The following is a 22,122-nucleotide window of genomic DNA, read 5'->3' on the forward strand; positions in this document are numbered from 1 at the left end:
AATTTATAACAACCAACAAAAAAGGCCTCATTTGAGGCCTTTTTTTATTTTAATTCTGTATCGGAAAGGTTAGTTCTGGTTCTGAATGTTACCAATGCTGGCTTCAGGCTTGCCGCTGGCCAATGCTTCCAGTCTGGCAACCGCATCCCAGAGTGTCATAGCTTCCTTCAGGGTTTTGTCAAAGATATCATTGGCAATTGGATAAAAGTACTGCATACCCCAAATCTGCCGGGCCAGTTCAGCTTTCATCCTGCCTTCAACCAGGTAAGAGATCTCTTCAAAATGCCCGTTAGGAACAAAAAGGGAATCGTTCTGGAACTTCGGTGCGTTTACCGTGTCTGTGACTACCATTCCACGTTCCATAAGCAGTGATTTAACACCGTCAATGTGCTTTTGGTCCCATTCAAAGTTATTTCGGAACCCCTCAAAATTGTTTTCCCATTCGCTGCGGAATGCATCGCCCTGTTCATCAAGGAAAGAGCGCACATAATCGAAGGAAGCGCGCTCACGGATGGAAAAGTTGAATACATAGGCAGAAGTGGTTGTGTCTGAAGGCACGATATAATCAGGAACAATACCGCCACCGCCATACACGGTTCGACCGGCATCGGTTGAATACTTCAGTGAATCCGGAACGTGATCAATAAATTCAGAAGCGTCATTCATAGCATCATTTCGGCGATAAATTTCATAGGCATATTGTTCTCCGCCTTCTACAAATGGTTTCTGGATCAAGCGCCCTGAAGGGGTATAATATCTGGATATGGTAACACGGACACTGCTCTTATCAACAAGCTCATACTGCTGCTGAACCAAGCCTTTACCAAATGTTCGTTTACCGACAATAAGTCCCCGATCGTGATCCTGAACTGCTCCACTTACAATTTCACTGGCAGATGCAGCCCCTTCGTCCACTAAGATAATAACAGGTTCTTCTTTGAGCTTTCCGTCTTTACGGGAAAAATATTCACCATTAAAACGACTGTTTTTGCTCTTTGTTGAAACCAGCTCAGTTCCTTGTGGGAAAAACTCTTCGGCTATAGCAATGGCTTGACTCAGGTAACCGCCCGGGTTTCCCCTAAGGTCAAGCACAATTCGGGCCATACCTTCTTTTTCAAGCTCTTTCACAGCTTGCATGAATTCATCATGTGTGGTAGCTGCAAACCGGTTTATCTTAATATACCCGGTGTTATCATCCAGCATGTAAGAAGTATCAACGGTATAAAGAGGGATGTCATCACGGGTGATTACAAAGTTGATCGGCTGCCTAACATTCGGCCGTTTCACTGTCACCTTCACTTTAGATCCCTTCTCACCACGAAGCCTGTTTACGACCATCTCGTTGGTAAAACCAATAGCTGAGGAATCTTCGATAGCAATAATACGGTCTCCGGAGCGGATGCCAAGTTGATCACTGGGCCCGCCTGAAATAGCGGTAACAACGGTTATAGTATCCTCAATTACCTGGAACTGAACTCCAATACCCTGAAATTTTCCGGCAAATTCGGCCTGAATTTGCTCATTATCCTCTGGTTCGATATACATCGAATGCGGATCAAGAGTAGAAAACATACCCTTTATGGCCTCTTCAGTAAGCCGGGTCATGTTTTCATCAGGGCTATTATTGGAAATGTATAAATAAGCCTTTTCAAAGTTAGAGAACGAATCTCTGATGCTGTTAATCTTAACACCCTGGAAAGTTGTATCAATCGGGGTGCCATCCACCAGAAGGGTGGAATCTTTGATAGCCAAAACCATTCGTTTGATGCTGGTTTTGTACATCTTATTCAAATCAGGTTCCCGGAAATAATTGGCAATAATACTACGCTGTGCCTGATGATATTTGGTCAAATTCTTGGTGTCATCCGATTCGGTTTGGAGAATGGGATCGACTCCTGTAAAGCGTAGAGCCGCAAGAATAAAAAGGATAAGAAGGTTGGGGTACAGTATTTTTTTTAAGTGCATAAATATCATCTTACATCAATATGTGGTAGTAAAAGCCTAAATTGTGGCGAATAATTTCATTCCAAACGATTGTACTAAATAATGTAGTATTCTACAATTACTAAGAAGGCGTTAAAACAAGTTAACGCCTTCTGTGGTTACACTACGAAATTAAAGAAGACAATGGATTTTCTTACAGTATGTAATGGCTTAGATCCTTGTCCTTTACGATACCGGCCAGTTGCTTATCAACATAGGCCCGGTCGATGGTAATTTTACCGGAGTTGATGTCATCAGGAACTGCAAATAGCAGTTCATCAAATAATGAGGACATGATGGTGTGTAACCTCCGTGCTCCAATGTTTTCTACCGATGCATTTACTTCTGCAGCAATGCGGGCAATTTCCTGAATGGCTTCGTCCTTGAACTCAATTTCCACGCCTTCGGTATCCAGCATGGCAATGTACTGCTTGGTGAGTGCATTTTTTGGCTTGGACAGAATATCAACAAAATCATCCTCTGTAAGAGAATTCAGTTCTACGCGGATCGGGAAGCGTCCCTGAAGTTCAGGAATCAGGTCAGATGGTTTCGATACATGAAAGGCACCGGAACCAATAAAAAGTATGTGATCGGTTTTAACGATACCATGTTTGGTGCTAACGGCACTTCCTTCTACAATTGGGAGGAGGTCGCGCTGTACACCCTGACGACTTACATCAGGTCCGCCTTTGCCGCCGCTTCCGGTTGAGGATTCAGCAATCTTATCAATCTCATCTATGAATACGATACCTTGTTTTTGCACTCGTTCCAGTGCTTCCTGAACGGCCGATTCATGGTCGATCATTTTCTCGGCTTCTTCCTCAGTCAGGATCTCACGCGCTTCTTTAATAGGAAGTTTACGCTTGGTCTTTTTATTTCCTTTACCAAGGTTACCGAGCATATCCTGCAGGTTTATGCCCATTTCTTCCATACCCTGAGGGCCAAATACTTTCATCATCGGGTTTTTGGAAGAGTTTACTTCGATTTCAATTTCCCGGTCTTCCAGTTCTCCGTTGCGGAGTTTCTCCCGAAAGCGTTCGCGGGTCCGCTCGTTAAGTTCGGAATCGCTGGCTTTTTCCGGGTCAAAATCATTACTGTTTGAGCTGCTGTTGAATCCAACTCCGGATTTCTTAACAGGAGGGATGAGGATATCCAAAATTCGTTCTTCGGCTTTGTGTTCGGCTTTTTCTTTAACCCGATCCTGCATTTCCTGCTTCACCATACTGATGGCAACATCGGTCAGATCACGGATCATGGATTCCACATCACGGCCAACATAGCCAACCTCCGTAAATTTGGAGGCTTCTACTTTCATAAAGGGTGCATGAGCCAATTTAGCCAGACGACGAGCAATTTCGGTTTTACCCACACCGGTAGGCCCAATCAGTAGAATATTATTGGGTACAATTTCATCTCTGATTTCTTCATCAGAATTGAGTCGTCTCCAGCGGTTTCGAAGGGCAATGGAAACAGATCTTTTTGCTGATTTCTGCCCTACAATATATTTGTCTAACTCAGCTACAATCTGCTGAGGTGTTAAATTCTTTTCCTGAATGGTTAGCATATCAATCTTCTATTTCTAAAATCGTAATGTTGTGATTGGTGTAAATGTCGATGTCGGCTGCAATGTGTAGTGACTCTTCAACGATTTCGGCGGCCGATAATTCTGAAGCGTGTTTTTTCATTGCTCTGGCAGCTGACAGGGCATAAGAACCGCCGCTACCAATGGCCGCTATCTCATCATCAGGTTCAATAACATCACCCTGACCGGAGATCAATAATCCTTTTTCATTGTTCATTACCACCAACAAAGCTTGTAGCTTTTGCAGGAACTTGTCTTTACGCCATTCTTTGGCAAGCTCAACGGCGGCTCTTTCCATATTGCCGTTATACTCGCTCAGTTTTTCCTCGTATTTCTCAAAAAGGGTGAAGGCATCGGCGGTGGAACCGGCAAAGCCTGCCAGTATTTTACCATCGTGCAGTTTGCGTACTTTCTTGACGGTGCTTTTCATCACGGTTTTATCCATGGTAGCCTGCCCGTCGCTCCCGATAGCGGCTTTTCCGTTATGGATAATACCGACTACCGTGGTTGCGTGTAGTTCAGATAAACTCATGTATTCAATTTTTTAATGATAGTTGAACCGATAAAAACAAAAACCAAGCCAAGCCTTAGTTAGAAGACTTATAGTACTTAGAATTGTCTCTTCCGTTCGAATTGTCATTACGGCCTGACGATCTGCTTGAGTTTCTTCTCTCTTTTTTAGAGATATCCAGGTTCTCTTTGTTCCCTTTCCCGCTTTCAAGCTCAATGAGTTCACCTTCCCGATCCAGTACTTCTTCTATTGATTCGTCTCGCATTACGATATCCGTAATATCAATATCAGAGCCGACAAGTGTGGCACGGAATTCATTCATGGATACGGTTTCATCACCAATCAGAGAGATTTTGATGCGGAATTTAGCCATCCACTTCCAGTGTGTGCTTATCAGACCTTTTGTCAGAACCGATTTTAGGAATGGGTTTACATACAGATCTACCGCCCGGTAATTGGTGTTGTGCTTAAACTTGCTTAACCAGGTTTCCAGATCGGTAAGAATAGTATCCTGAGAAACCACATTTCCCGAACCGCCACAAACCGGGCATACTTTAGATACAGAATTTACCACACTTGGGCGAATACGCTGTCTCGTTATCTGAACCAGCCCAAAGTCGCTCATGCCAATTACGTTGGTTTTGGCAGGGTCTTTGACAAATTCCTTCTTTAACTCATCATAAATTTTCTTACGGTTTTTGTCATCCCGCAAGTCAATGAAGTCAACAACGATGATTCCGCCTATATCTCTCAGTCTCAGCTGCTTAGCAACCTCTCTGGCAGCTTCGAGGTTGGTTTTAAGGGAATTATCCTCTTGTTTCTTTTTAGCGGCGTAAGGCCCGGAATTCACGTCTACCACATACATGGCTTCGGTTTGCTCAAAAATCAGGTAACCGCCCGATTTCATACGTACACGCGGGCTGAAGATAGAATTCACGTCATGTGCTACCTTCATGAAGTCAAAAATGTGCTCCTTGCCTTTGTACAGCTCCACATTGGGAACCATTTGTGGGGCTATCTGCCCAACATAGGATTTAATTTGTCGATACATTTCCGGTTCATCAATCAGAACCCGGTCGTAATTTTTGGCAAACAGGTCACGGATCAGGCTCTCTGTCATATTCAGGTCACGATAGAGCAGGGAAGGGGGTTTGGCATCTTCGAGTTTATCTACAATTTGCTCCCACTTCTTAAGTACGTTTCGAAGGTCGTCTTCAAGGGCTTCTTTATTCTGCCCCTGGGCAACCGTTCTCACAATCACTCCAAAACCATCGGGAACCATGTTGTTGAGAATGCCTTTCAGTCGGCGTCGTTCTTTGTAATGTCCGATCTTTTTGGATACCGCGATGTAATCACCCATTGGGATAAGCACAAGGAAACGGCCTGCAATGGTAATATCAGTAGAAATTCGCGGGCCCTTAGAGCCGATTGGTTCTTTAACAATTTGAACCAGTAACTTCTGTCCGGTACGTAACATTTTGCCGGCTAAAACCTGTTTTTGAACATTCGAGAGGTTGTCTTTATTCTCGATGTCTTTTTTAGCGTGGCCGGGAATAGCGTTCGGTCCGTTTAGCTTGGTGATGTATTCATCAAGGTGGTCGCCGGCATCTGAAAAGTGTAAAAAGGCATCTTTTGGAGTACCCATATCAATAAAGGCGGCACGAATTCCACTCAATACCTTATGAACACGGGCTACATAAATGTTACCAACAGTACGCTGGTTTTCTTCCGTTTCTATGAATAGCTGCGCTAACTCGTTGTTTTCTAAAAGCGCGATACGGGTCTGGTTGCCCGAAGAGTGTATAATAATTTGATTCTTCATTAGTAAAATTCTTCCTTTCCCGGAAGCCGCTGAAACCCCTGCAAACGAACCATCGCATTAATTTACGGTGCAAATTGATTACGGTCTCAGTAAAGAGATGGGGGCTGGAAGCAAACGGTCGAGCGGCTGCTTCGGGAGTAAATTCTGTTAAAATTGTTTTATTTTGGGATTCCTTATCGGAATCAGAAAAGAGAGTCTGCGTTATGGTTGTAATTAATAGTCCGCAGAAAAAGAAAAAATCGATAGAGGCATCGTTCCAAGAGTGAGACAGTGATGCCACCAAAGTTTGTTTTTGGTATGTATTTTGTGCGTTATGCAATCGAAAATAAGTTTAAAAAAGCTTGTTTAGGTCGATTTTTCCTTCAATTAATATAACTCTGAAAGTGGATTAATGTAAACGGTTATTTTTGGATTTAACTCAACCAGGACCTGAATCAACCTTTTCATAATCATGAGACTAAAACTTTTCCAAAGTTTTAAGGGAAGGACGTAGTTAGGCGGCATTCTTTAACTTTGGAAAAGTTCCTATTGGCTTCAATCCCCGTCCACTCTATTAATCGAAGCCCCGACCGCACTCAGCTTATCTTCGAGAGATTCATACCCACGGTCGAGGTGGTAGATGCGGAGTACTTCAGTGTGGTTCTCAGCAACCATAGCTGCAAGAACAAGACTTACGCTGGCGCGCAGGTCTGTACTCATAACCGACGCTCCTGTTAGGTGAGTTTTGCCTGAAATGTGGACCGTATTCTTTTCCACTTCCATATCAGCGCCCAGACGGGTGAGTTCAGGTACATAGCTGAAGCGATCAAAATACACCGTATCGGTTACTTTGGAATCACCCTCAGCCTGGGTCATCATGGTTGCCCATTGGGCTTGAAGGTCGGTAGGGAAGCCGGGGTAAATTTCTGTTTTTATGGAAACGGGTTTCAGCTTGTCGGGTGCTTTTACGTGGATGGTTGTTCCCTCTACTTTCACAGAGGTTCCGGTTTTTCGGAGTTTGTCGGTGAACCCTCCAAGTTGTTCCGGGTTACATCCGGTAAGGGTTAGTTCTGAACCGGGAAACATAGCTCCGGCAATCATAAAAGTACCCAGTTCAATACGGTCGGGGTCGTTAGAGACTTCAATACCTTCAAGTGAATCAACGGCTCTCACGGTAAGCGTATCCGTTCCGGTACCTTCAATGTCTGCGCCCATCTTGGACAGGAAATTACAAAGCTGAACCACATCCGGTTCTTTGGCCGCATTTTCGATAGTGAATTTTTTGGCTTTTAAAACTGCAGCCAGCAATAGGTTTACCGTGGCTCCCACCGAACTCGGTTCCAGTCGAAAGGTGCCCCCTTCAACTTTATCTTCAGCTTTGGCAATTACGTAGCCTTTCTCAAGCTCAATATCTATGCCCATGGCTTCCATCCCTTTCAGGTGCAAGTCCACAGGGCGGGGACCCCAGGCACACCCACCGGGCATGGATACTTTAGCATATCCGTGTTTTCCAACCAGGGCTCCCAGCATATAAAAAGAGGCACGCATTTTTCGTACCAAATCGTAGGGGGCTTCCAGATGGTTAACGTTGGTGGGATCGATAACCAGGGTGTTTTCATCTTCCTTAAAATCAACCTGCGCACCCACCACACGGATTACGTTGTTGAAGGTATAAATATCTTTAAGGCGTGGTGTATTCCGAATAGTAGATGCTGAGTTTCCGAGCAGGGAGGCGGCCATGAGTGGTAAAGCGGCATTTTTTGATCCGCTGATGGGAATGGTTCCTTTTAATGGGGTACCGCCTTCAATAATAAATTTATCCAATGGTTTCGATCTCCAGTATGGGTGAATTTTTCTCTAATGATTGTCCGACTTCTGCCGAGATACTTGCGATAGTTCCACTGATGGGGGCTTTAAGCTCGTTCTCCATTTTCATGGCTTCGAGAATGGCCAGTGGCTGATCTTTTTCAACCTCGTCGCCTTCGGCAACCATGATTTCGAGGATCTTTCCGGGCATCGGTGCATTCAGGATTCCTTCGCCGGCAGCTAAAGCTGTTTTAAAGCCGAGACGGTCAAGCAACAATTCCTGTTCGTCTTTCACTTCCACAGAATGCCAAATGCCATTCATGGAGAACTCAATAGCAGAACCTTCATAACTTACATTATCAATCTTGTACGTTTTTGTTCCCGTGCGTAAAATATATCGTCCGTTTACAAACTCGAAGGTATAGTTTGCTTCAGTTTCTCCTGCTGTGAAAGTGCCCTCTTTGGGAGATAATTCAACATCGTGGCTGTTTTCGTTTATCGTTGCCTGAAATTTCATTTCTGAGTTTTTTTAATATGATTAATACCTGCGTTGGTGATCCGAAAAGTTGAATCCTGAACATTATCCGAATCGAAATAATAGGTTTCGTTTTGCTGTGGTTGGTCGGGGTTTACCACTTGTATAAGTCTGGAATTCATAAGATTGATTAAATCGTCCCGGAGTTCACCGTATTGTAGTTGGGTCTCCTCCTGAATTACCTCAAATGGTTCAGGAAAAATAAGGCGATCTAAAATTTTGTACTCTGAAGGGGTCAGTTTTCTCATATGCAAAGAAGATAGAACCCGTTCAAAATTATCACAAATTATTAAAGAATGAATTTAATGAATTATGAGAGAATGAACTGAATTATAAAAACAGAGCGTTGAACTTCGAAAAGTGTCAAACTGATTCTTATCTTGAAACATGTTCAAAGTAAAAAACACTATTCTTTCTGATGACATTGCTACGGCGCGGTTTGCATGTGATTTGCCCAGATGCAAAGGGGCATGCTGTGTGGTAGGAGATGCCGGTGCTCCCGTATCCAAGGAAGAAATCCCGGTGCTTCATAAGGCGTACAATCTATTGAAAGGTGAACTCCAAAAGGAAGCGGTAGATGTAGCCGAAAAAGACGGTGTGGTTGTAGGCTCAAAAGAAAGTGGTTATGAGATTTCTACCGTGGACAGCGATGATTGCATTTTTGTGAAGTATGATGAAAACGATGTAGCATTCTGTGCTATACAACAGGCTTATTTCGAAGGAAGGTTGAAATGGGAAAAACCCATTAGTTGCCATTTGTTTCCGGTTCGGCTTAAAAGAATTGCGGACTTTGATTATGCCAATTTTGAATATGTACCAAAACTATGTTCGGCTGCATGTGAGCGGGGAGAGGATGAAAATATATATTTGGCAGAATTCCTTGAAAAACCGTTAGTTCGAAGGTATGGAGAAAAGTGGTTCGCAAGTTTTATAGAAGCTTGTAAAGAGATTCGTCAAAAGGAAGAGCATGCTACGTAATCAACAGAATTTAGGTCAAAAGCAGCAGCAGAGCTTACAGCAAAAGCTTTCTCCCCAACAGTTGCAGTATATAAAACTGCTGCAATTGCCCACTATTGCATTAGAGCAGCGTATTAAAGAGGAGATGGAAGCAAACCCTGTGCTGGAAGAGGTTAATCCCGGAGAAGCAGAGACGGTTAGTTTATCCGAAGCAGAAGAATCTCCCAAGGAAGAGAAAGAAGAAGCCCTCGAAAGCCTGGAAGAGCACGAAGTGGACTGGGATGAGTATGATTCCAATACCGAATATGACGGAGAAAATTACAGCACCTCATATAATCCGGATATTGAGGAATGGAAAGAACTTCCAAATCCTTATCACGCCTCTTTTTTAGAACAATTGGAAGAGCAGGTGGTTTTTTTAAATCTATCGGAAGAAGAAGAACTTATTGCGGATCAGATTCTGGGGTCGTTGGATGAGGACGGTTATTTTCGTCGTGAGCTGGAAGCCGTGGTGGATAACATTGCCTTTAACCAGGGGGTGCTGGTGGATGAAGATATGGTGGAAAGTGTTCGCAAAAAGATACAGCAGCTTGATCCTATCGGCATTGCATCCAGAGATCTTCAGGACTGCCTGTTGATACAGTTGAAGGACTCTCAGAAAGACCTCCCGGGACTTACCCTTGCTACCAAAATAGTTGATAAGGCCTGGAAGGCATTTGAAAAGAAACACTTTTCCAAGCTCCTGCAGAAGTTTAATGTTGATCGGGAGGATCTGCAGGAGGCCTTTGAAGCGATCCGGCAAATGGATCCCCGTCCGGGCGCTGTGGCCAGTGATATGGAGGAAACGCAGAACTATATTGAGCCCGATTTTGAGGTGTACTGGAAGGGAATGGAGGATGGCGAAACAGACCGGGGGGAGTTTGTGATCAACCTGAATCAGCGCAACGCACCTTCCCTGCGAATTTCCCCTGAATACAAGCAGATGTGGGAGGAAATTAAAGCCAAGAAGAAAAAGAATACCGATGCTGAAGCTCATTCCTTCATGAAGAGTAAAATTGATTCAGCTCAATGGTTTATTGAATCCATACGTCAGCGGCAGAACACGCTCATGAACATCATGAAAACCATCGTGGCTTTGCAGGAAGACTTCTTCAAGTTCGGGGAAGGGTTAAAGCCTATGATCCTGAAGGATGTAGCGGAACGCATTGGAATGGATATTTCGACGGTGTCCCGTGTGGTAAACGGAAAGTATGTACAAACCTATTTCGGGGTGTACGAGCTGAAGTATTTCTTCAACGAGGGACTTGAGACCGAAAGCGGCGAAGAAGTATCGAACCGGGAGGTCAAGAATATCCTCGAGAAGCTTATTGATGAAGAAGACAAGCAGAAGCCATACAGCGATCAGGAGCTTACCAATATGCTAAACGACAAAGGCTACAAAGTGGCCCGCCGTACGGTGAGTAAATACCGGGAGCAGCTTAACCAACCCGTAGCCCGCATGCGCAAGCAGGTTATTTGATTCCTCCTTAGCCTGAATAACCCTGGAAGGGTTAAGGTATAAAAGGTTGAGTTATGGGGTATTCTATAGTCGTGGTCATGCTGAACTTGATTCAGCATCTGAAATGGATGAATTCGTTAAGAAACTGGACATTTTTTTAGTTGCGAGAATAACCCTTCCAGGGTTATAGCATTTAGCCTGACTCAGGCAAAAGGGGCTTAACCCTGGAAGGGTTTAGATATCTCTTCAGAACCAAGCTAATTTATCACCAGCTAAAATTTATCTGGCTGTCAATTTTTTGCTCCATCAGATGAATAACCGGAGACCTGAAAGAATTGTTATCAATAATCTTTTTTCGGATCGAGAGTACCTCCTCCCAGTCAGAATAAACATCCTCAAGAACCAGTACTATGCTTTCTCTTTCGTCGATCAGTATTTTTGAATCGAGCCCCAATTCTTCTTCAACCCGAATAGCGTAAAGTACGGCCTGTCGATCTGTTTTAAACTCTCCCAGCTGCAGGATGAAATCAAAATCAACGTTAATCATTGAAGCCGGAAGTTCCTGTTTGGCAATGTAAATGTCTGAAACCGAGGTGGACTTCAGCACCTTGCTTTTCTCTTGCTCTGCCAAGCGCTCCGAGCTATACGGACCCATTCTGACTTTATACATCAGCGTATTAGGATCCTGATATCGATGCAGGTCAAATTCATACCTGGACTTCAAATCTGTCATGTAAGAATCTGCTCGATTTGGATTTGTAAAGGCCGCAAATTGAAGATCATATCTAAAGCCACCAGGCTCGAAATTTGTAGCAACTGTTTCATAACACTGATTCAGGACAGCCGCATCGGGGTAGTTGATTGAAAGGTTCTGGGTAAAGTTTGAAGCACTGCTCAAGTCCTGGAAAAGTCCTGTTCGAACAGCATATAGTTTTCTTGGCTCATTGTACACTATATAAGAGCCGGAACCCAGGCTATAACTTTTCATAATTTTTGTGGCGGCTTCAAATGTTGAAAAGGCAGCAAGCTGAATTCCGTATCTGCATTTATTCAAGGTCAGTCTTTCAACAGCAATATTATACTCCAGTGAAATACCGCCGCCACTGTTGGCCGTTTGGGCGATATTGGTACCCGCAGTTATGGGTTCCTCGTTAACCTGAAAATCTTTAGGAACCAACAGCAATTGGAGCCCTTCCACAAAATCACCTTCTGGTATGGCTTCCACTTCAAATTCAATTTTTTCGGGGATGGATTTTACATTCAATAGGTCAAGCTGGGATGGGTCAACCTGAAGTTCATATTTTCCGGGGGGAGCTCATAATCATAGAAGCTTCCATCAGAAAAGGTTCTGATCTCTTTGCTAAAGTCACCATTCTGCTGATCGAGCAAAAGCTTTAACCCTCCGATACCGTTACTTTTTCCATTAGCAATTTGTCTTTTTACGGACCCTTCCATAACACCGGACATATAGAAGGGAATTTCTACTTTTTTAAAGCGATTAGGATCAGTTATCAAACCAAACTGATCGAACTCAGGTACTAACATGGGGTTGTCGAGCCCGTCTTCATTCATTTCCATATTATAGTAGTAATAGGGCTGCATCTGTGTGAAATATAAAATCCCATTTTTCTGAATACTGCTTGCACCAGATCTACGAATTCGAACTGCGTTTCCGTTAATGGCCTGATCTTCATCCTTATCATAAGATCGGTTACCATTGTTATCTACGAATAACTGAATTGCTGTACCCGATCGTCCAACCTGGTCTCTGCTGGTAAATAAGAAGTTGTTGTAATTCGTATCATACCCTACGGAGCCGCGCACATTTTGAGTAAAACTGCTGTTATTCCTGATATTATTGTATGTGGTGTTTGTTCGAACTTTATTCAAATCGATGACAAGGCTAAACCTGATGGTGTTGTAATCAGCTCGAAAATTCCTGCCCACCGAGAGCTGGAAACGTCCTTGGTCAAAAACATTTCTCGAAATTAAAGCCTCTGCCGACTCAAATTGACTTAAGGTGGGCTGATATCGCATCTGTGCCCGTAAAAAAACCCCTCGAATGTAAGGAGGTAAATTTCTATTACGGGATACATTATAGGTTGCTGATGTCTCGATGTAGGAAGTGGCTGTCGGATTAAAAATGTCAACTTTACCTGCAAAACGATCACTATAGCCAATACGTAAATTCATTTTACCAACTCTTGAATTTGCATCGAACCGTAAGGTAGTAGCACTCGTTGTTTCCCGGATCCTCGAAAAAGCAGAAGCTCTTACATTAAAGGATGTTCCAAACAAATTAAAAGGGTAAAAAGCAGAAGCAACCAATCTTTTGTCGTCATTAGAAGGGTTGTAGATGCTGAAGTCACCTGTGTATTCCGTATAATCGAAATTTATACTGGCAGAGTTAGGAAATATGGTATTGAAAACACCACGGTAATAAGCTTGGGAAGCGGCTTCAAAAGTTAAAATATAACTTGAAAGAATACGTGATGATACAGAAGAGGTAAAAGTAGGTAATCCATCATTCAAGCCTTCGTAATATTCTACACCGGCTTTGGCAGTAAGCCAATCTGTAATTCCATAAGAACCGGTACCCTGGGCCGTAAGGTTTTGATTGGTATTGCCGACCACAGGGTTATCAAGCTGACCAAGGTTTACAGAATAGTTAAATACGCCGTTTGGTTGAAAGGTAAAAGGTACCTGAATACGTTCTGATCGCTCGATGATTTGGCCGGTGGGACCATAGATTTTCAGATCGAGTTGAGACGACCCGTAAGTGATAGGGGTCAGAAACCGGTAATCACCCATTTCATTTGCCTGCTGGAAGTCGATGAGAGCGTTGTTCATGTATAGTTCGACCTCGGACTGAGGAATAGTACTTCCCTGTACTACGTACTCATCAAAGAGTCGACGTGGTTCAATAGGTTCGTTAGAAATTCTGATACCGGTGTAGCCATTTCTGGCAACGCCGTCTGTATTTGTTTGACCAATGGTCAATTTTGTCAACCATGGTTGATCCCTGTACATATAGCGCCAACGAAGGTTATCAGTAGATATATTGGAGAAGTTGCTGGAATAACTTCCAAAGATACTGCCCTGCAGATCACCACCGTATAACTGTATTCCTAAATTCGTATTAGCATTGTATACATTACTTCCGGAACCCAAATTAGCTGAGAGATTGTAATCGACAAACCCCCCGTCTATAAAAGGACGTTCTCGGCCGTATCTTAAATCATATCTTACTTCCTGGTATCTATTGTCATCTGCGAGCCGTCTTCTTTGGGCACGTATTGCCTTTTCTATAGCGGGTAGCTCTTTATCTGTTTCTAAGTTGAGTGTAAGGTTGTTAAAGTCGATGGTGAAATCGAGTCCAAAAGCCCGGTAAAAAATATCTGCCCTTAGGTAAGAATCAATTTCTTTGATAAGGTAGTCGTCAGCTGTGAGCTGAATACTCTTATCCCCGAATTTTATTTGATTGGCTCTTAAATCAATGTGATAGGGAGTTTGCTCGATACCAAATTTACCGTTTAGAGACAGCCCATTGACCGTATGATCGATATCGAAAAGAGAAAAAACTTCACTGATGGGGAGGTAAAACTGGTCGTTTTTATAATAGGATATAACAACCGAACCTATAATACCGCGATGACGAAATTCGAGATATACCTCAATCTCGTCATTATTATTGCCTTGCGCGTTGGAATTATTCGGGTTAAGAAAAAAGCATAAGACAATAATATTAAGCGTTAGTATTGTTTTTAACCAATGATTCACCTAAGCGAGTATTTGATTGTACTTGAAACCGGCTGCATTTGTACTATTTCATCAGATGAGACATCATTTCTTTGGGTAATAAATTCTACCCGGATTGAGTATTCTCCAGAAGACACATCATTAAGTGAAATATCCTGTTTATGGGTGCCGCTAAAATAGAGGGTGGTTGAGCTTCTGGCCTGTTGTACAACGTTACCCTGGGAATCAATAAGTGAAGTAATTATAGAGCCAAGAAAAGGGGAGTTTCCTGTTCGCTCATAATTTGTGAGTACTTCCAATATGCCATCATCAGATACACGTGGCATTATTTGATTGACTGTGATTCCGGTATTCACAGATCCGACTTTATAATAAAGCCCTGTTACCTGTTCAACAATTAACCCAAGGCTTGCAGTTACCGTCTCAGTTTGTTCAAGTTCTACCGGAGGTGCTTCGGGAGTGGCACTTGTTTTAATTCTTGCCCAATAGGTGCCATCTTGCAAATCGTTGGGTGCAGCAATTCTGAGCCTTACAATCTGCCGCTGCCCTGGGTTAAGAACAAAATTCTGAGGGAAAGCACGCACGTTTTCTGCAATAGAATACTGTTCTGCACTTACAGAGTCATCTTCTACAATTCTTCGCTGACCCTCTTCATTTAATGCACTGTAACTAAATACAAAATCGATAGATATTTCCTGGTTCTCATTGGAGTTGTTAATCACCATATAGGTTCCGAACCTGGAGTTGTCATTTACAAAAAGGTTCGTTGGGGCAATGGTAACTTGTGATAGCCCAACTGATAACGTGCAAATACCAAGCAGTACTGTAAGTAATAGCTTTCTCATAACTCTATAGATTAATGAATTCCCGATGCGGGTAATAGTAATGATTGTTAGCAACTTTTACCATCACATATTAATACCGGTTATTTGCTTGATTCGTAATAAAAAAAAAGCCCTGCCAACAAAAGGCAAGGCTTTAAATCTATGTATTCAATATCAGTCGTAGTACACTGAAAGTGTAAGATCTCCGGAATATTGTCCTTGATAATTACCAGCAGCAGCACCTGAATTAAGAGTACCACCTACGTAAACATAAGCAGTTGTAGCTGCAGTTGTAACGCTTGCAGTTCCTCCTGAGAAATCAGTTCCACCGTCAACATCGCCATCAGTTTCAGTATAAGTAGCTGTAGCAGTAAATGGAATGTCGTCTTGCGCTGTACCACCGGAAAGGTCAGGAGTACCTTGGGGTGTTAAGTTAGCAGGAGCACTAAGTGAAAGAACAATAGCTTGTCCATTTGCCAAACTAGTCATTTGGAATTTACCAAGATTAGCTTCATTTGCAGTAGAAAGTGCTTCTGTAATACCACCATCAACATCACCGTCAAGTAGGGTTCCGAAATCAAGATTGTTTACAGCTGTTAAGGTAACATCAGTAACAACGTTAGCTGTTGCTGAAATACTTGCTTGTCCTTGAGCCATGGCTGATGTAGCAGTTAAAGCAACCAATGCAAAAGCAGATAAAAGAGTTTTTAGAGTTTTCATAATCGTGAGATTTTATTGTTTGTTTAATTTCTGAAAGAAAATTATTGATCTTCTGAAAGCCTTCCTAGTTAGATACTCTTAATTAAAACGTCCTAACTGTTTGAGCAGAAACCATGTATTTAATGTCCTAGATGATAATTTATACCACAAAAATACTTAAGCAGCTTCAGACTTATATTTAGATTTCTTTAATGTTTTGGCTTTCACCTTGTTAGTACGAAGAAAATTGCAGATTGGATTTAATCATAATCCACACTTAAAATCACTTCTCCGGTATAAATGCCATTAGGGATGTTACCTACTTCGATAGAACCATAAACATAAATATACAGCCGCTTCCAAATCTCGTTTGGATTAATAAGATTCGTATTGTCGTGAATAGAAACCATCCTACCACTTGCAGGTATTGAAGTTGAAGATGAGATAGAGTTAGTCCCCGTATTATTGTAAGACATATTTAATGTGAGGGGGATCTCTTCATTTATTCCCGTCTGATTATGAGTCAAAACCGCGGGGTACTGAAGATTGATGTAAACGTTTTGGGTGTGAAAAGCTCTTATGCTGAAGACGCCCATGTTTACATCACCCAATTGAATCTCAGTTCTTCCTGTGTTGGATATTAATGTTCCAAAGTCCAGGTTTTGTTCTACAGTTGCGCTCAATTCCGGTTCAACCTTTAATTGTAGGTTTATAAATTGAGCCTCAGCATGCAAGCCAAAGAGTAAAGAAAAGGCAATTGTGTGAAAAATTGCTTTAATCATAATAAATGGTAACCTGAATATCAGCAGAGTATGTACCAGAAATCTGACCACTGGCATTTATTGATCCATATATAAATAAATAAGCACTTTCTTTCAGTACTTCTAAATTATATCCTTTATAGACAGGGGTAGGGGGAGGTCCCGGGGGGGCGGATGTACGGCTTAATATTGGAAATTGAGTACTTAGTACACCAGTTTGTTGACTGAAATCGATAGTAGTTTCGCCAATGTACCTGGTGTTATTAAGAGCTGATACTTCACTGTCTTCTCCAAAATTTGAGTAAGCTCCTTTTAAAGTGAATGGCAGGGTACAATTTGCATTTGAACATCCATCCGTATCGAAAGGGGCAAGTAATTCTATATCAATCAATACGTCGAGGTATTTTATTCCTTCCAGCTCAATGATAGCGGCGTCGGTAATTTCAATTTCTTTAACACCCTGATTTTGTGCAATGGTGCCAAAGTCTAAGTTGGGTTGTATTAACACCGGACTGATGGTTGTATATCTGCTGCTGAAGTCGCCGAAGTCAATTTCCTGAGCATAGAGGTTGCTCATTGAAACTCCATGAAGCAGAAGAATAACTGCGGAATACATAAAACGCAAAAAGCCCTTCGAAAAGAAAAGCTTGAAATGCACTGCAGTTCTATGCGACCTGAAGATCATATGTAGTCTATTTCAATTGTGAAATCTCCTTCATAATTACCGGGAGCGGCATTTTCAATATTTACCCGGCCACCAACCCAGATGTAATATCTGCCTTCTTCGTTAAACTCGATATTTCTGTTATCCAGCTTTAACAATTCGGATGTTGATTGGTTATCCTCGTTGTTGCCCGAAAGCTCATATGTAAAAGTAAGCGTTGCATTACCATCTACCTGAGTTAACTCCCTTTCAGGTAAATAATTTAATCTGAATTCCGTATTAGGCATACCTACAGCAATCATGAAACCTGCATTTAGGCTGTTCACCGGATTTACGTAGATTTCTCTTTGGCCGGGCTGGAGGTTTGGAAAGGTCATTGAATTAACGGTAATCAATTCAATTGAAGGGATGACCACTGCACTTACATTGATACTGGCTGATACAACAGGTTCACCCAATTGATCCTGAGCTTTCAGAGGCTGAAAAGCACATAAATATAAAATGATTGCTAAGTAGAAATATTTCATAAAAGTTCGATGTCTGAAACCTGTAAATTCTGGAAGTAATTTCTCGGTTACCTGAGAATAAAGCCAGTTAGTATATTTTAATTAGAGTATCGTAACCGGTTCGGTGTTCTAAATCTTTCAGCATAAAAAAACTACTTCATCATATATTAATACGAAGAGAATGAAAAGCCGGATTTCTACCAACTACCTTTTAGCCAGCTAAGCCTCCAAAGCGTAGCTTTATACTTTTAGAAATATTCGGGCTTAATTGGACACCGAACTTTCCAATACCCTCTGGAGGGGAGGTGCTTGTTTTTAACTGATGTCAGTAATAGGCTACCAGGCAAAGGCATTGAAATAGAGAGGAGGAAGTTCAAGCTCCCGGCCAGACAATCGAACTTTTCGGGGAAGCTGCTCCGTCTTTTTCTTTCCTTCCGGATGTACAATTTCAAAATTGTACTCCAGCTCACTGTTGGAGTATCGGGATGAAAAACGAACCTCAGCTGTGTAAATACTATCCACTGGATTGGAATCATGTAAACGGACAGGGCGAGTACTAATCGGGCTTAGGTTACCGGTTACCCTTATGTAATCCCTGCCCGGCACAAACGTACTGTCTTTAAGCATCGGGGTTAAATTGACATTGAATGTGACTTTGCTTTGTGCTTGCACGGTGATGGTACATGCGAGCAGGAAAACGGGGATAAAGAATAATCTTTTCATCGGTGATATAATCGTGTCTATGGTTTCTGAATAGTTGTTTTGAAAATTGAATATATAAGAACCTCTGCGGATTATGAATCCACTTTTACAACCGGTTTATCACGCCAATAAACCAGCGAGAAAATACTTTCCCGGGGAAAGGAAGGAGGGATGGTTTGCTGCAGTCGGGTATCATAAACATAATTTTTTGTATATCCACTGGCTACGCTGCCCCCACTAAAGGTGCCCACTGGTCCCCTGTTCTTTTGAATTACGCCACCAAGTAAATCCAGACTTCCTCTTGGGCTGCCACTGCTATAATCTTCAGCTTCAAATGAAGTTCCAAGAGCCATAATGGATGCATGTATCGTCAGATCATAACTACCATTATATGAATGTGCCCATCGGTCAATTTCTACGTCTTCTTCACTTACCAATCCCAGTAGATCTGTTGAAGTTGAATCAACTCTTGGGTCTGTATCATAAACTATATCACCTACAATGTTAATGTCATCTGAAGCATGCAGAGTTACGCTCCCTTTAACTTCACCAACAACATTTGCCTGCCCGTCAACACTAATTACTACACCACCCTCAGCGTTTTCATAACTGGATAATTTATAATGATCATAACAGGTTAAAGGATCGGAGCAACCCACATTTTTTACTTTAACGTATCCTTCCCCAAATATGTCCTCGTAAAATTCTACATCTTTATTTGAGTTGAAGGTTAGAGTAGCCTGGCTTTTCAATAAGTTAATTTGTTCCGTACCGGGCAGATCTTTGGTCTTTGTAAGGTTGAAGTTGGTGCCTCCGTTAAAGTTAGGTGAATCGCTACCATGACGGGTAGCAGGGTCGTTGCTGTTCTCATCGCCGGTATAACCTACCCAATCATTAGGGCTCGAAATAAATCCGTTAAAAGTTGGTGAGCCGGACATACTGAACGTACCATTTGTATGAACCGGTCCTGTTACCTGGTCACCATTCCACCACCAAATTTTAACATGTGTGTATGGATGAGCAAAAGTTTCCGCATCAGTGAAATAGGAATATCTGGAGAAGGAGTCTCTTTGCATCAATACTTCTATCTCAGACTGATACCCACCATAGGTTCCATAACTGGTGAGTAAAACACGATATTCATCATCGGGATCGGGTTGGGACATATACAATGTTCCGGTAGCTCCATCAGCAGTGGACATTGAAATTTCGTCGGACCACTCCATATCGACCAATAAGTTTTGGATCGCATTGTCAATCAGGCTGGAGGCTACATTTTTAGCCTGCTGTTCATTAAAGTGAATGGCTGTTCGTTCAGGTAACACTTCTGTGCGGTTCATGTTGGCTACCTGAATGATTCCGGATATAATGACTAAACCGCTAACAAGAAATAGCATTGCTCTTCCCATAATACTCTCCTTTTAATTCCAGGGGTGGTTCATAACGTTTGGGATAAACTCTCGGGTCCAGGCTGTACGGTGGTAGATATAATCACCTTGTGGACTTATTCGAATAGGTTCTTCTGACTCAATCATAGTCTCAACCCTGATTTTTATTTCTCTTTGTGAAGTAAGAGAAGCAGGGTTGGAAACTTCTTCCCAATCTCCGGTTACAATATTCTTTCGGTAGTAAACAAGATTAAAGTAGGTGACTAAAAATTGGGACGTGCCATTTTTGTCCTCCCGGTACAGGTAGAAATCATTGGGGTTTGTAGTAGAACCTGCAAGGTCAGTATCGTCGGCGTAAAGTGTTACCAATTCTCCGGAAGTATCATCCCCACTATCTACACAAGCAGGGGAGGTTCTGAACTCAATTCGATCCTCTTCACTTTCCTGAATGGGGTCATTATTGAATACATCGTCTGAATATCCCAGTCCGTTAAAATCACAGGAAAGTAATTGTACCAGGTTATCTCTTTTTTCCTGGTTAATGGTAGAAATGGTGGTTTCCTGTCCGGTGGTATTTAAATTGATATTAAATGCCAGGATGGAAATCAGCATAAAACCTCCGATAACATAACTTGTAACAATACCTATATTCATGGCAATTAGCTGCTAAAGGTTAAGGTTCGGATCAGTTTTTGAGTTACTGTAATTGCAGGATCCAGTGAATTATTTTCAACGGTTATAGTAATCTCGTAGCAACGTTGAGAAGAGGAATCCAATAAGTCGCAATCATTGCTTACTTCCGCCTTTCGATATATGGTAAAGGTTTCTGAATATTCATTACTTGCCCCATAATCAAACGTACGCTCTATGGGATTATCCTCATATAAATAATATGAACTATTGTCAGAATCGAAGGGATCCTGGCTCTTGTAGCGTGCCTGCACCCAACGGATGGCATCAATTTCTTCCTGCGCTGCAGAAATAGCACGGTATTCCAATTCCGACCTTACCATCGTGTCCAGTGTTACCTGAAAACTTCTGGACGTGTTCATTGTAAGCAAGGAAAACACAACCATTGCTGCACCAAGGTAAATGATATCTGAAAAGTCAGTCATGGTTATTAAGGTTTAGTGTTGTTACACAGTAAGGATTTATCTTAACCCTATTTGTTACAAAATTTCCTGTAGTTAACTTATACAGGGTAAATCAACTGATAATTTTGACATTATTCGATTAGATATTCTCAATAAAAACCGGCCATGTCAAACGAGCCTCTTTGACCACTTTTTTCAGGCCCTCTTTTAAATATTAAAAAATTCTAATCTTAATATACAGCTTTCTTCGGTCAATTCATTGCCGGCATTTATTCTTGGAGTAGATTACGTATTCTTTTAGCCCCCGGATTTAAGTTAACTACTTAATCAACACCATTTTATTGGTCATAACCTTTTGGTTGGTTATAACCCGATACAGGTATACGCCACTTGCTAAACTGCCGGCACGGAAAGGAATATTATAGGTTCCGGCAGGTAATTTTTCGGAAACCAGCGTTTGTACTTTTCGTCCCAGAATATCAAACACCTCAAGCCTTACATCGGTCTCTTCCGTTAAGCCAAATGGAATGGTGGTAGTTGGGTTGAACGGATTCGGATAGTTCTGATACAGATAGACCTCTTCCGGAATGTTGGCTTCAATTTCTTCAGTGGTGATTCTCAGCATGAACCTTGAAGAAGATTTATTCTTATTCATAGAAGGAGAGCCACTGGTAGGTTGTGCCTGCTTCAGTTTCTTCTTCGAGTTATAAGTAAAAACGTACTCTTGCTGTTCGCGAAGATTGATTTCTTGCCCGGTTTCATAGTCAAAAAGAATCACCATCCATTCTTCAGGTACATTACGGAGTCCGGGCCACCTGAGGGTGTAACTTCCTGCTGCTACCTGTCCGCCAAGGTAAGCCTGGAAGTGCAGCGGAATGTTCTGTCGGTGAATGAAATTGGATGACCGGTTATTAATAACGAGCTCAGTTCCATCATCCAAAGTAGAGTAAAACTCTATGTGTGAATCCGAGAAGGGGAGTAGGCGCAGGGCATCCTGGGGATCTTTGCCGGTAGCTCCATTCTGGCTTAGCATTACATGCGTTACCTTAGTG

General features: G+C 42.2%; 21 protein-coding genes. 2 read left to right on the top strand and 19 right to left on the bottom strand.

Going from position 1 to position 22,122, the window contains the following annotated elements:
• Window positions 1–69 precede the first annotated feature (69 nt).
• The 7 genes from ABFW99_RS14310 to ABFW99_RS14340 form a co-directional block, all read right to left on the bottom strand.
• Entirely contained in the window at window positions 70–1,965 is a 1,896-nt protein-coding gene (locus tag ABFW99_RS14310) for a S41 family peptidase (RefSeq protein WP_349355595.1), read from the bottom strand.
• Between the two features lie 172 nt (window positions 1,966–2,137).
• On the bottom strand, window positions 2,138–3,547 hold the full coding sequence (gene hslU / locus ABFW99_RS14315; RefSeq protein ID WP_349355594.1) for an ATP-dependent protease ATPase subunit HslU: 1,410 nt from the start codon (window positions 3,545–3,547) through the stop codon (window positions 2,138–2,140).
• Window position 3,548: 1 nt separating this feature from the next.
• Entirely contained in the window at window positions 3,549–4,097 is a 549-nt protein-coding gene (gene hslV, locus ABFW99_RS14320) for an ATP-dependent protease subunit HslV (protein WP_349355593.1), read from the bottom strand.
• Window positions 4,098–4,152: 55 nt separating this feature from the next.
• Window positions 4,153–5,898: an Rne/Rng family ribonuclease gene (locus ABFW99_RS14325; protein ID WP_349355592.1), complete on the bottom strand. Its 1,746-nt coding sequence runs from the start codon at window positions 5,896–5,898 to the stop codon at window positions 4,153–4,155.
• 534 nt (window positions 5,899–6,432) lie between these two features.
• A complete protein-coding gene (gene murA, locus ABFW99_RS14330) occupies window positions 6,433–7,701 on the bottom strand; it encodes a UDP-N-acetylglucosamine 1-carboxyvinyltransferase (RefSeq protein WP_349355591.1) in 1,269 nt (422 codons plus the stop codon).
• Window positions 7,694–8,200 carry an acetyl-CoA carboxylase biotin carboxyl carrier protein subunit gene (locus ABFW99_RS14335; protein WP_349355590.1) on the bottom strand — a complete coding sequence of 169 codons (507 nt, stop codon included), beginning with the start codon at window positions 8,198–8,200 and terminating at the stop codon, window positions 7,694–7,696. Before ABFW99_RS14335 ends, murA begins: the two co-directional genes overlap by 8 nt.
• Window positions 8,197–8,466: a hypothetical protein gene (locus ABFW99_RS14340; RefSeq protein WP_349355589.1), complete on the bottom strand. Its 270-nt coding sequence runs from the start codon at window positions 8,464–8,466 to the stop codon at window positions 8,197–8,199. The genes ABFW99_RS14335 and ABFW99_RS14340 overlap by 4 nt, the downstream gene beginning before the upstream one ends.
• Window positions 8,467–8,605: 139 nt before the next feature.
• Between ABFW99_RS14340 and ABFW99_RS14345 the strand changes: the two genes are divergently transcribed.
• On the top strand, window positions 8,606–9,196 hold the full coding sequence (locus ABFW99_RS14345) for a DUF3109 family protein (protein ID WP_349355588.1): 591 nt from the start codon (window positions 8,606–8,608) through the stop codon (window positions 9,194–9,196).
• A complete protein-coding gene (gene rpoN / locus ABFW99_RS14350) occupies window positions 9,186–10,694 on the top strand; it encodes an RNA polymerase factor sigma-54 (RefSeq protein ID WP_349355587.1) in 1,509 nt (502 codons plus the stop codon). Before ABFW99_RS14345 ends, rpoN begins: the two co-directional genes overlap by 11 nt.
• A gap of 244 nt (window positions 10,695–10,938) precedes the next feature.
• Here the strand turns inward: rpoN and ABFW99_RS14355 are convergent, their stop codons facing one another.
• The 12 genes from ABFW99_RS14355 to ABFW99_RS14410 all read right to left on the bottom strand — a co-directional run bounded on the left by ABFW99_RS14355 (window position 10,939) and on the right by ABFW99_RS14410 (window position 22,103).
• Complete coding sequence (locus ABFW99_RS14355) at window positions 10,939–11,937, bottom strand: SPOR domain-containing protein (protein WP_349355586.1); 999 nt, start codon at window positions 11,935–11,937, stop codon at window positions 10,939–10,941.
• A complete protein-coding gene (locus ABFW99_RS14360) occupies window positions 11,934–14,453 on the bottom strand; it encodes a hypothetical protein (protein WP_349355585.1) in 2,520 nt (839 codons plus the stop codon). The genes ABFW99_RS14355 and ABFW99_RS14360 overlap by 4 nt, the downstream gene beginning before the upstream one ends.
• Window positions 14,450–15,277, bottom strand: coding sequence for a hypothetical protein (locus ABFW99_RS14365; protein ID WP_349355584.1), 828 nt, complete (start codon window positions 15,275–15,277; stop codon window positions 14,450–14,452). Before ABFW99_RS14365 ends, ABFW99_RS14360 begins: the two co-directional genes overlap by 4 nt.
• A 153-nt stretch (window positions 15,278–15,430) precedes the next feature.
• On the bottom strand, window positions 15,431–15,976 hold the full coding sequence (locus tag ABFW99_RS14370) for a hypothetical protein (RefSeq protein ID WP_349355583.1): 546 nt from the start codon (window positions 15,974–15,976) through the stop codon (window positions 15,431–15,433).
• A gap of 239 nt (window positions 15,977–16,215) precedes the next feature.
• Window positions 16,216–16,737 (bottom strand): hypothetical protein, encoded by a 522-nt coding sequence (locus ABFW99_RS14375; RefSeq protein WP_349355582.1) that lies wholly within the window; start codon window positions 16,735–16,737, stop codon window positions 16,216–16,218.
• Window positions 16,730–17,293 (bottom strand): hypothetical protein, encoded by a 564-nt coding sequence (locus ABFW99_RS14380; RefSeq protein ID WP_349355581.1) that lies wholly within the window; start codon window positions 17,291–17,293, stop codon window positions 16,730–16,732. Before ABFW99_RS14380 ends, ABFW99_RS14375 begins: the two co-directional genes overlap by 8 nt.
• Window positions 17,294–17,397: 104 nt before the next feature.
• Window positions 17,398–17,907, bottom strand: coding sequence for a DUF4402 domain-containing protein (locus ABFW99_RS14385; RefSeq protein WP_349355580.1), 510 nt, complete (start codon window positions 17,905–17,907; stop codon window positions 17,398–17,400).
• Window positions 17,908–18,222: 315 nt separating this feature from the next.
• Complete coding sequence (locus tag ABFW99_RS14390; RefSeq protein WP_349355579.1) at window positions 18,223–18,609, bottom strand: hypothetical protein; 387 nt, start codon at window positions 18,607–18,609, stop codon at window positions 18,223–18,225.
• Between the two features lie 71 nt (window positions 18,610–18,680).
• On the bottom strand, window positions 18,681–19,997 hold the full coding sequence (locus ABFW99_RS14395) for a hypothetical protein (protein WP_349355578.1): 1,317 nt from the start codon (window positions 19,995–19,997) through the stop codon (window positions 18,681–18,683).
• A gap of 12 nt (window positions 19,998–20,009) precedes the next feature.
• Window positions 20,010–20,630 (bottom strand): hypothetical protein, encoded by a 621-nt coding sequence (locus ABFW99_RS14400; protein ID WP_349355577.1) that lies wholly within the window; start codon window positions 20,628–20,630, stop codon window positions 20,010–20,012.
• 5 nt (window positions 20,631–20,635) lie between these two features.
• Entirely contained in the window at window positions 20,636–21,091 is a 456-nt protein-coding gene (locus ABFW99_RS14405; RefSeq protein WP_349355576.1) for a hypothetical protein, read from the bottom strand.
• A gap of 298 nt (window positions 21,092–21,389) precedes the next feature.
• The gene (locus tag ABFW99_RS14410; protein WP_440707536.1) at window positions 21,390–22,103 is read right to left on the bottom strand and encodes a T9SS type A sorting domain-containing protein; all 714 of its coding nucleotides are present in this window, start codon (window positions 22,101–22,103) and stop codon (window positions 21,390–21,392) included.
• Between the last annotated feature and the right edge of the window lie 19 nt (window positions 22,104–22,122).

The organism is Gracilimonas sp. BCB1, assembly GCF_040117685.2.
Lineage (GTDB): Bacteria > Bacteroidota > Rhodothermia > Balneolales > Balneolaceae > Gracilimonas.

Excerpts from the sequence above, each read along its gene's own strand:
- ABFW99_RS14325 (WP_349355592.1), bottom strand. The coding sequence starts at position 5,898 with ATGAAGAATCAAATTATTATACACTCTTCGGGCAACCAGACCCGTATC.
- ABFW99_RS14370 (WP_349355583.1), bottom strand. The coding sequence starts at position 15,976 with ATGAAAACTCTAAAAACTCTTTTATCTGCTTTTGCATTGGTTGCTTTA.
- hslV (WP_349355593.1), bottom strand. The coding sequence starts at position 4,097 with ATGAGTTTATCTGAACTACACGCAACCACGGTAGTCGGTATTATCCAT.
- rpoN (WP_349355587.1), top strand. The coding sequence starts at position 9,186 with ATGCTACGTAATCAACAGAATTTAGGTCAAAAGCAGCAGCAGAGCTTA.
- ABFW99_RS14410 (WP_440707536.1), bottom strand. The coding sequence starts at position 22,103 with ATGCTAAGCCAGAATGGAGCTACCGGCAAAGATCCCCAGGATGCCCTG.
- ABFW99_RS14340 (WP_349355589.1), bottom strand. The coding sequence starts at position 8,466 with ATGAGAAAACTGACCCCTTCAGAGTACAAAATTTTAGATCGCCTTATT.
- ABFW99_RS14405 (WP_349355576.1), bottom strand. The coding sequence starts at position 21,091 with ATGACTGACTTTTCAGATATCATTTACCTTGGTGCAGCAATGGTTGTG.
- ABFW99_RS14310 (WP_349355595.1), bottom strand. The coding sequence starts at position 1,965 with ATGCACTTAAAAAAAATACTGTACCCCAACCTTCTTATCCTTTTTATT.
- ABFW99_RS14365 (WP_349355584.1), bottom strand. The coding sequence starts at position 15,277 with ATGAGAAAGCTATTACTTACAGTACTGCTTGGTATTTGCACGTTATCA.
- ABFW99_RS14390 (WP_349355579.1), bottom strand. The coding sequence starts at position 18,609 with ATGAAAAGATTATTCTTTATCCCCGTTTTCCTGCTCGCATGTACCATC.
- ABFW99_RS14375 (WP_349355582.1), bottom strand. The coding sequence starts at position 16,737 with ATGATTAAAGCAATTTTTCACACAATTGCCTTTTCTTTACTCTTTGGC.
- ABFW99_RS14345 (WP_349355588.1), top strand. The coding sequence starts at position 8,606 with ATGTTCAAAGTAAAAAACACTATTCTTTCTGATGACATTGCTACGGCG.
- ABFW99_RS14335 (WP_349355590.1), bottom strand. The coding sequence starts at position 8,200 with ATGAAATTTCAGGCAACGATAAACGAAAACAGCCACGATGTTGAATTA.
- ABFW99_RS14385 (WP_349355580.1), bottom strand. The coding sequence starts at position 17,907 with ATGAAATATTTCTACTTAGCAATCATTTTATATTTATGTGCTTTTCAG.
- ABFW99_RS14380 (WP_349355581.1), bottom strand. The coding sequence starts at position 17,293 with ATGAGCAACCTCTATGCTCAGGAAATTGACTTCGGCGACTTCAGCAGC.
- ABFW99_RS14395 (WP_349355578.1), bottom strand. The coding sequence starts at position 19,997 with ATGGGAAGAGCAATGCTATTTCTTGTTAGCGGTTTAGTCATTATATCC.
- hslU (WP_349355594.1), bottom strand. The coding sequence starts at position 3,547 with ATGCTAACCATTCAGGAAAAGAATTTAACACCTCAGCAGATTGTAGCT.
- ABFW99_RS14400 (WP_349355577.1), bottom strand. The coding sequence starts at position 20,630 with ATGAATATAGGTATTGTTACAAGTTATGTTATCGGAGGTTTTATGCTG.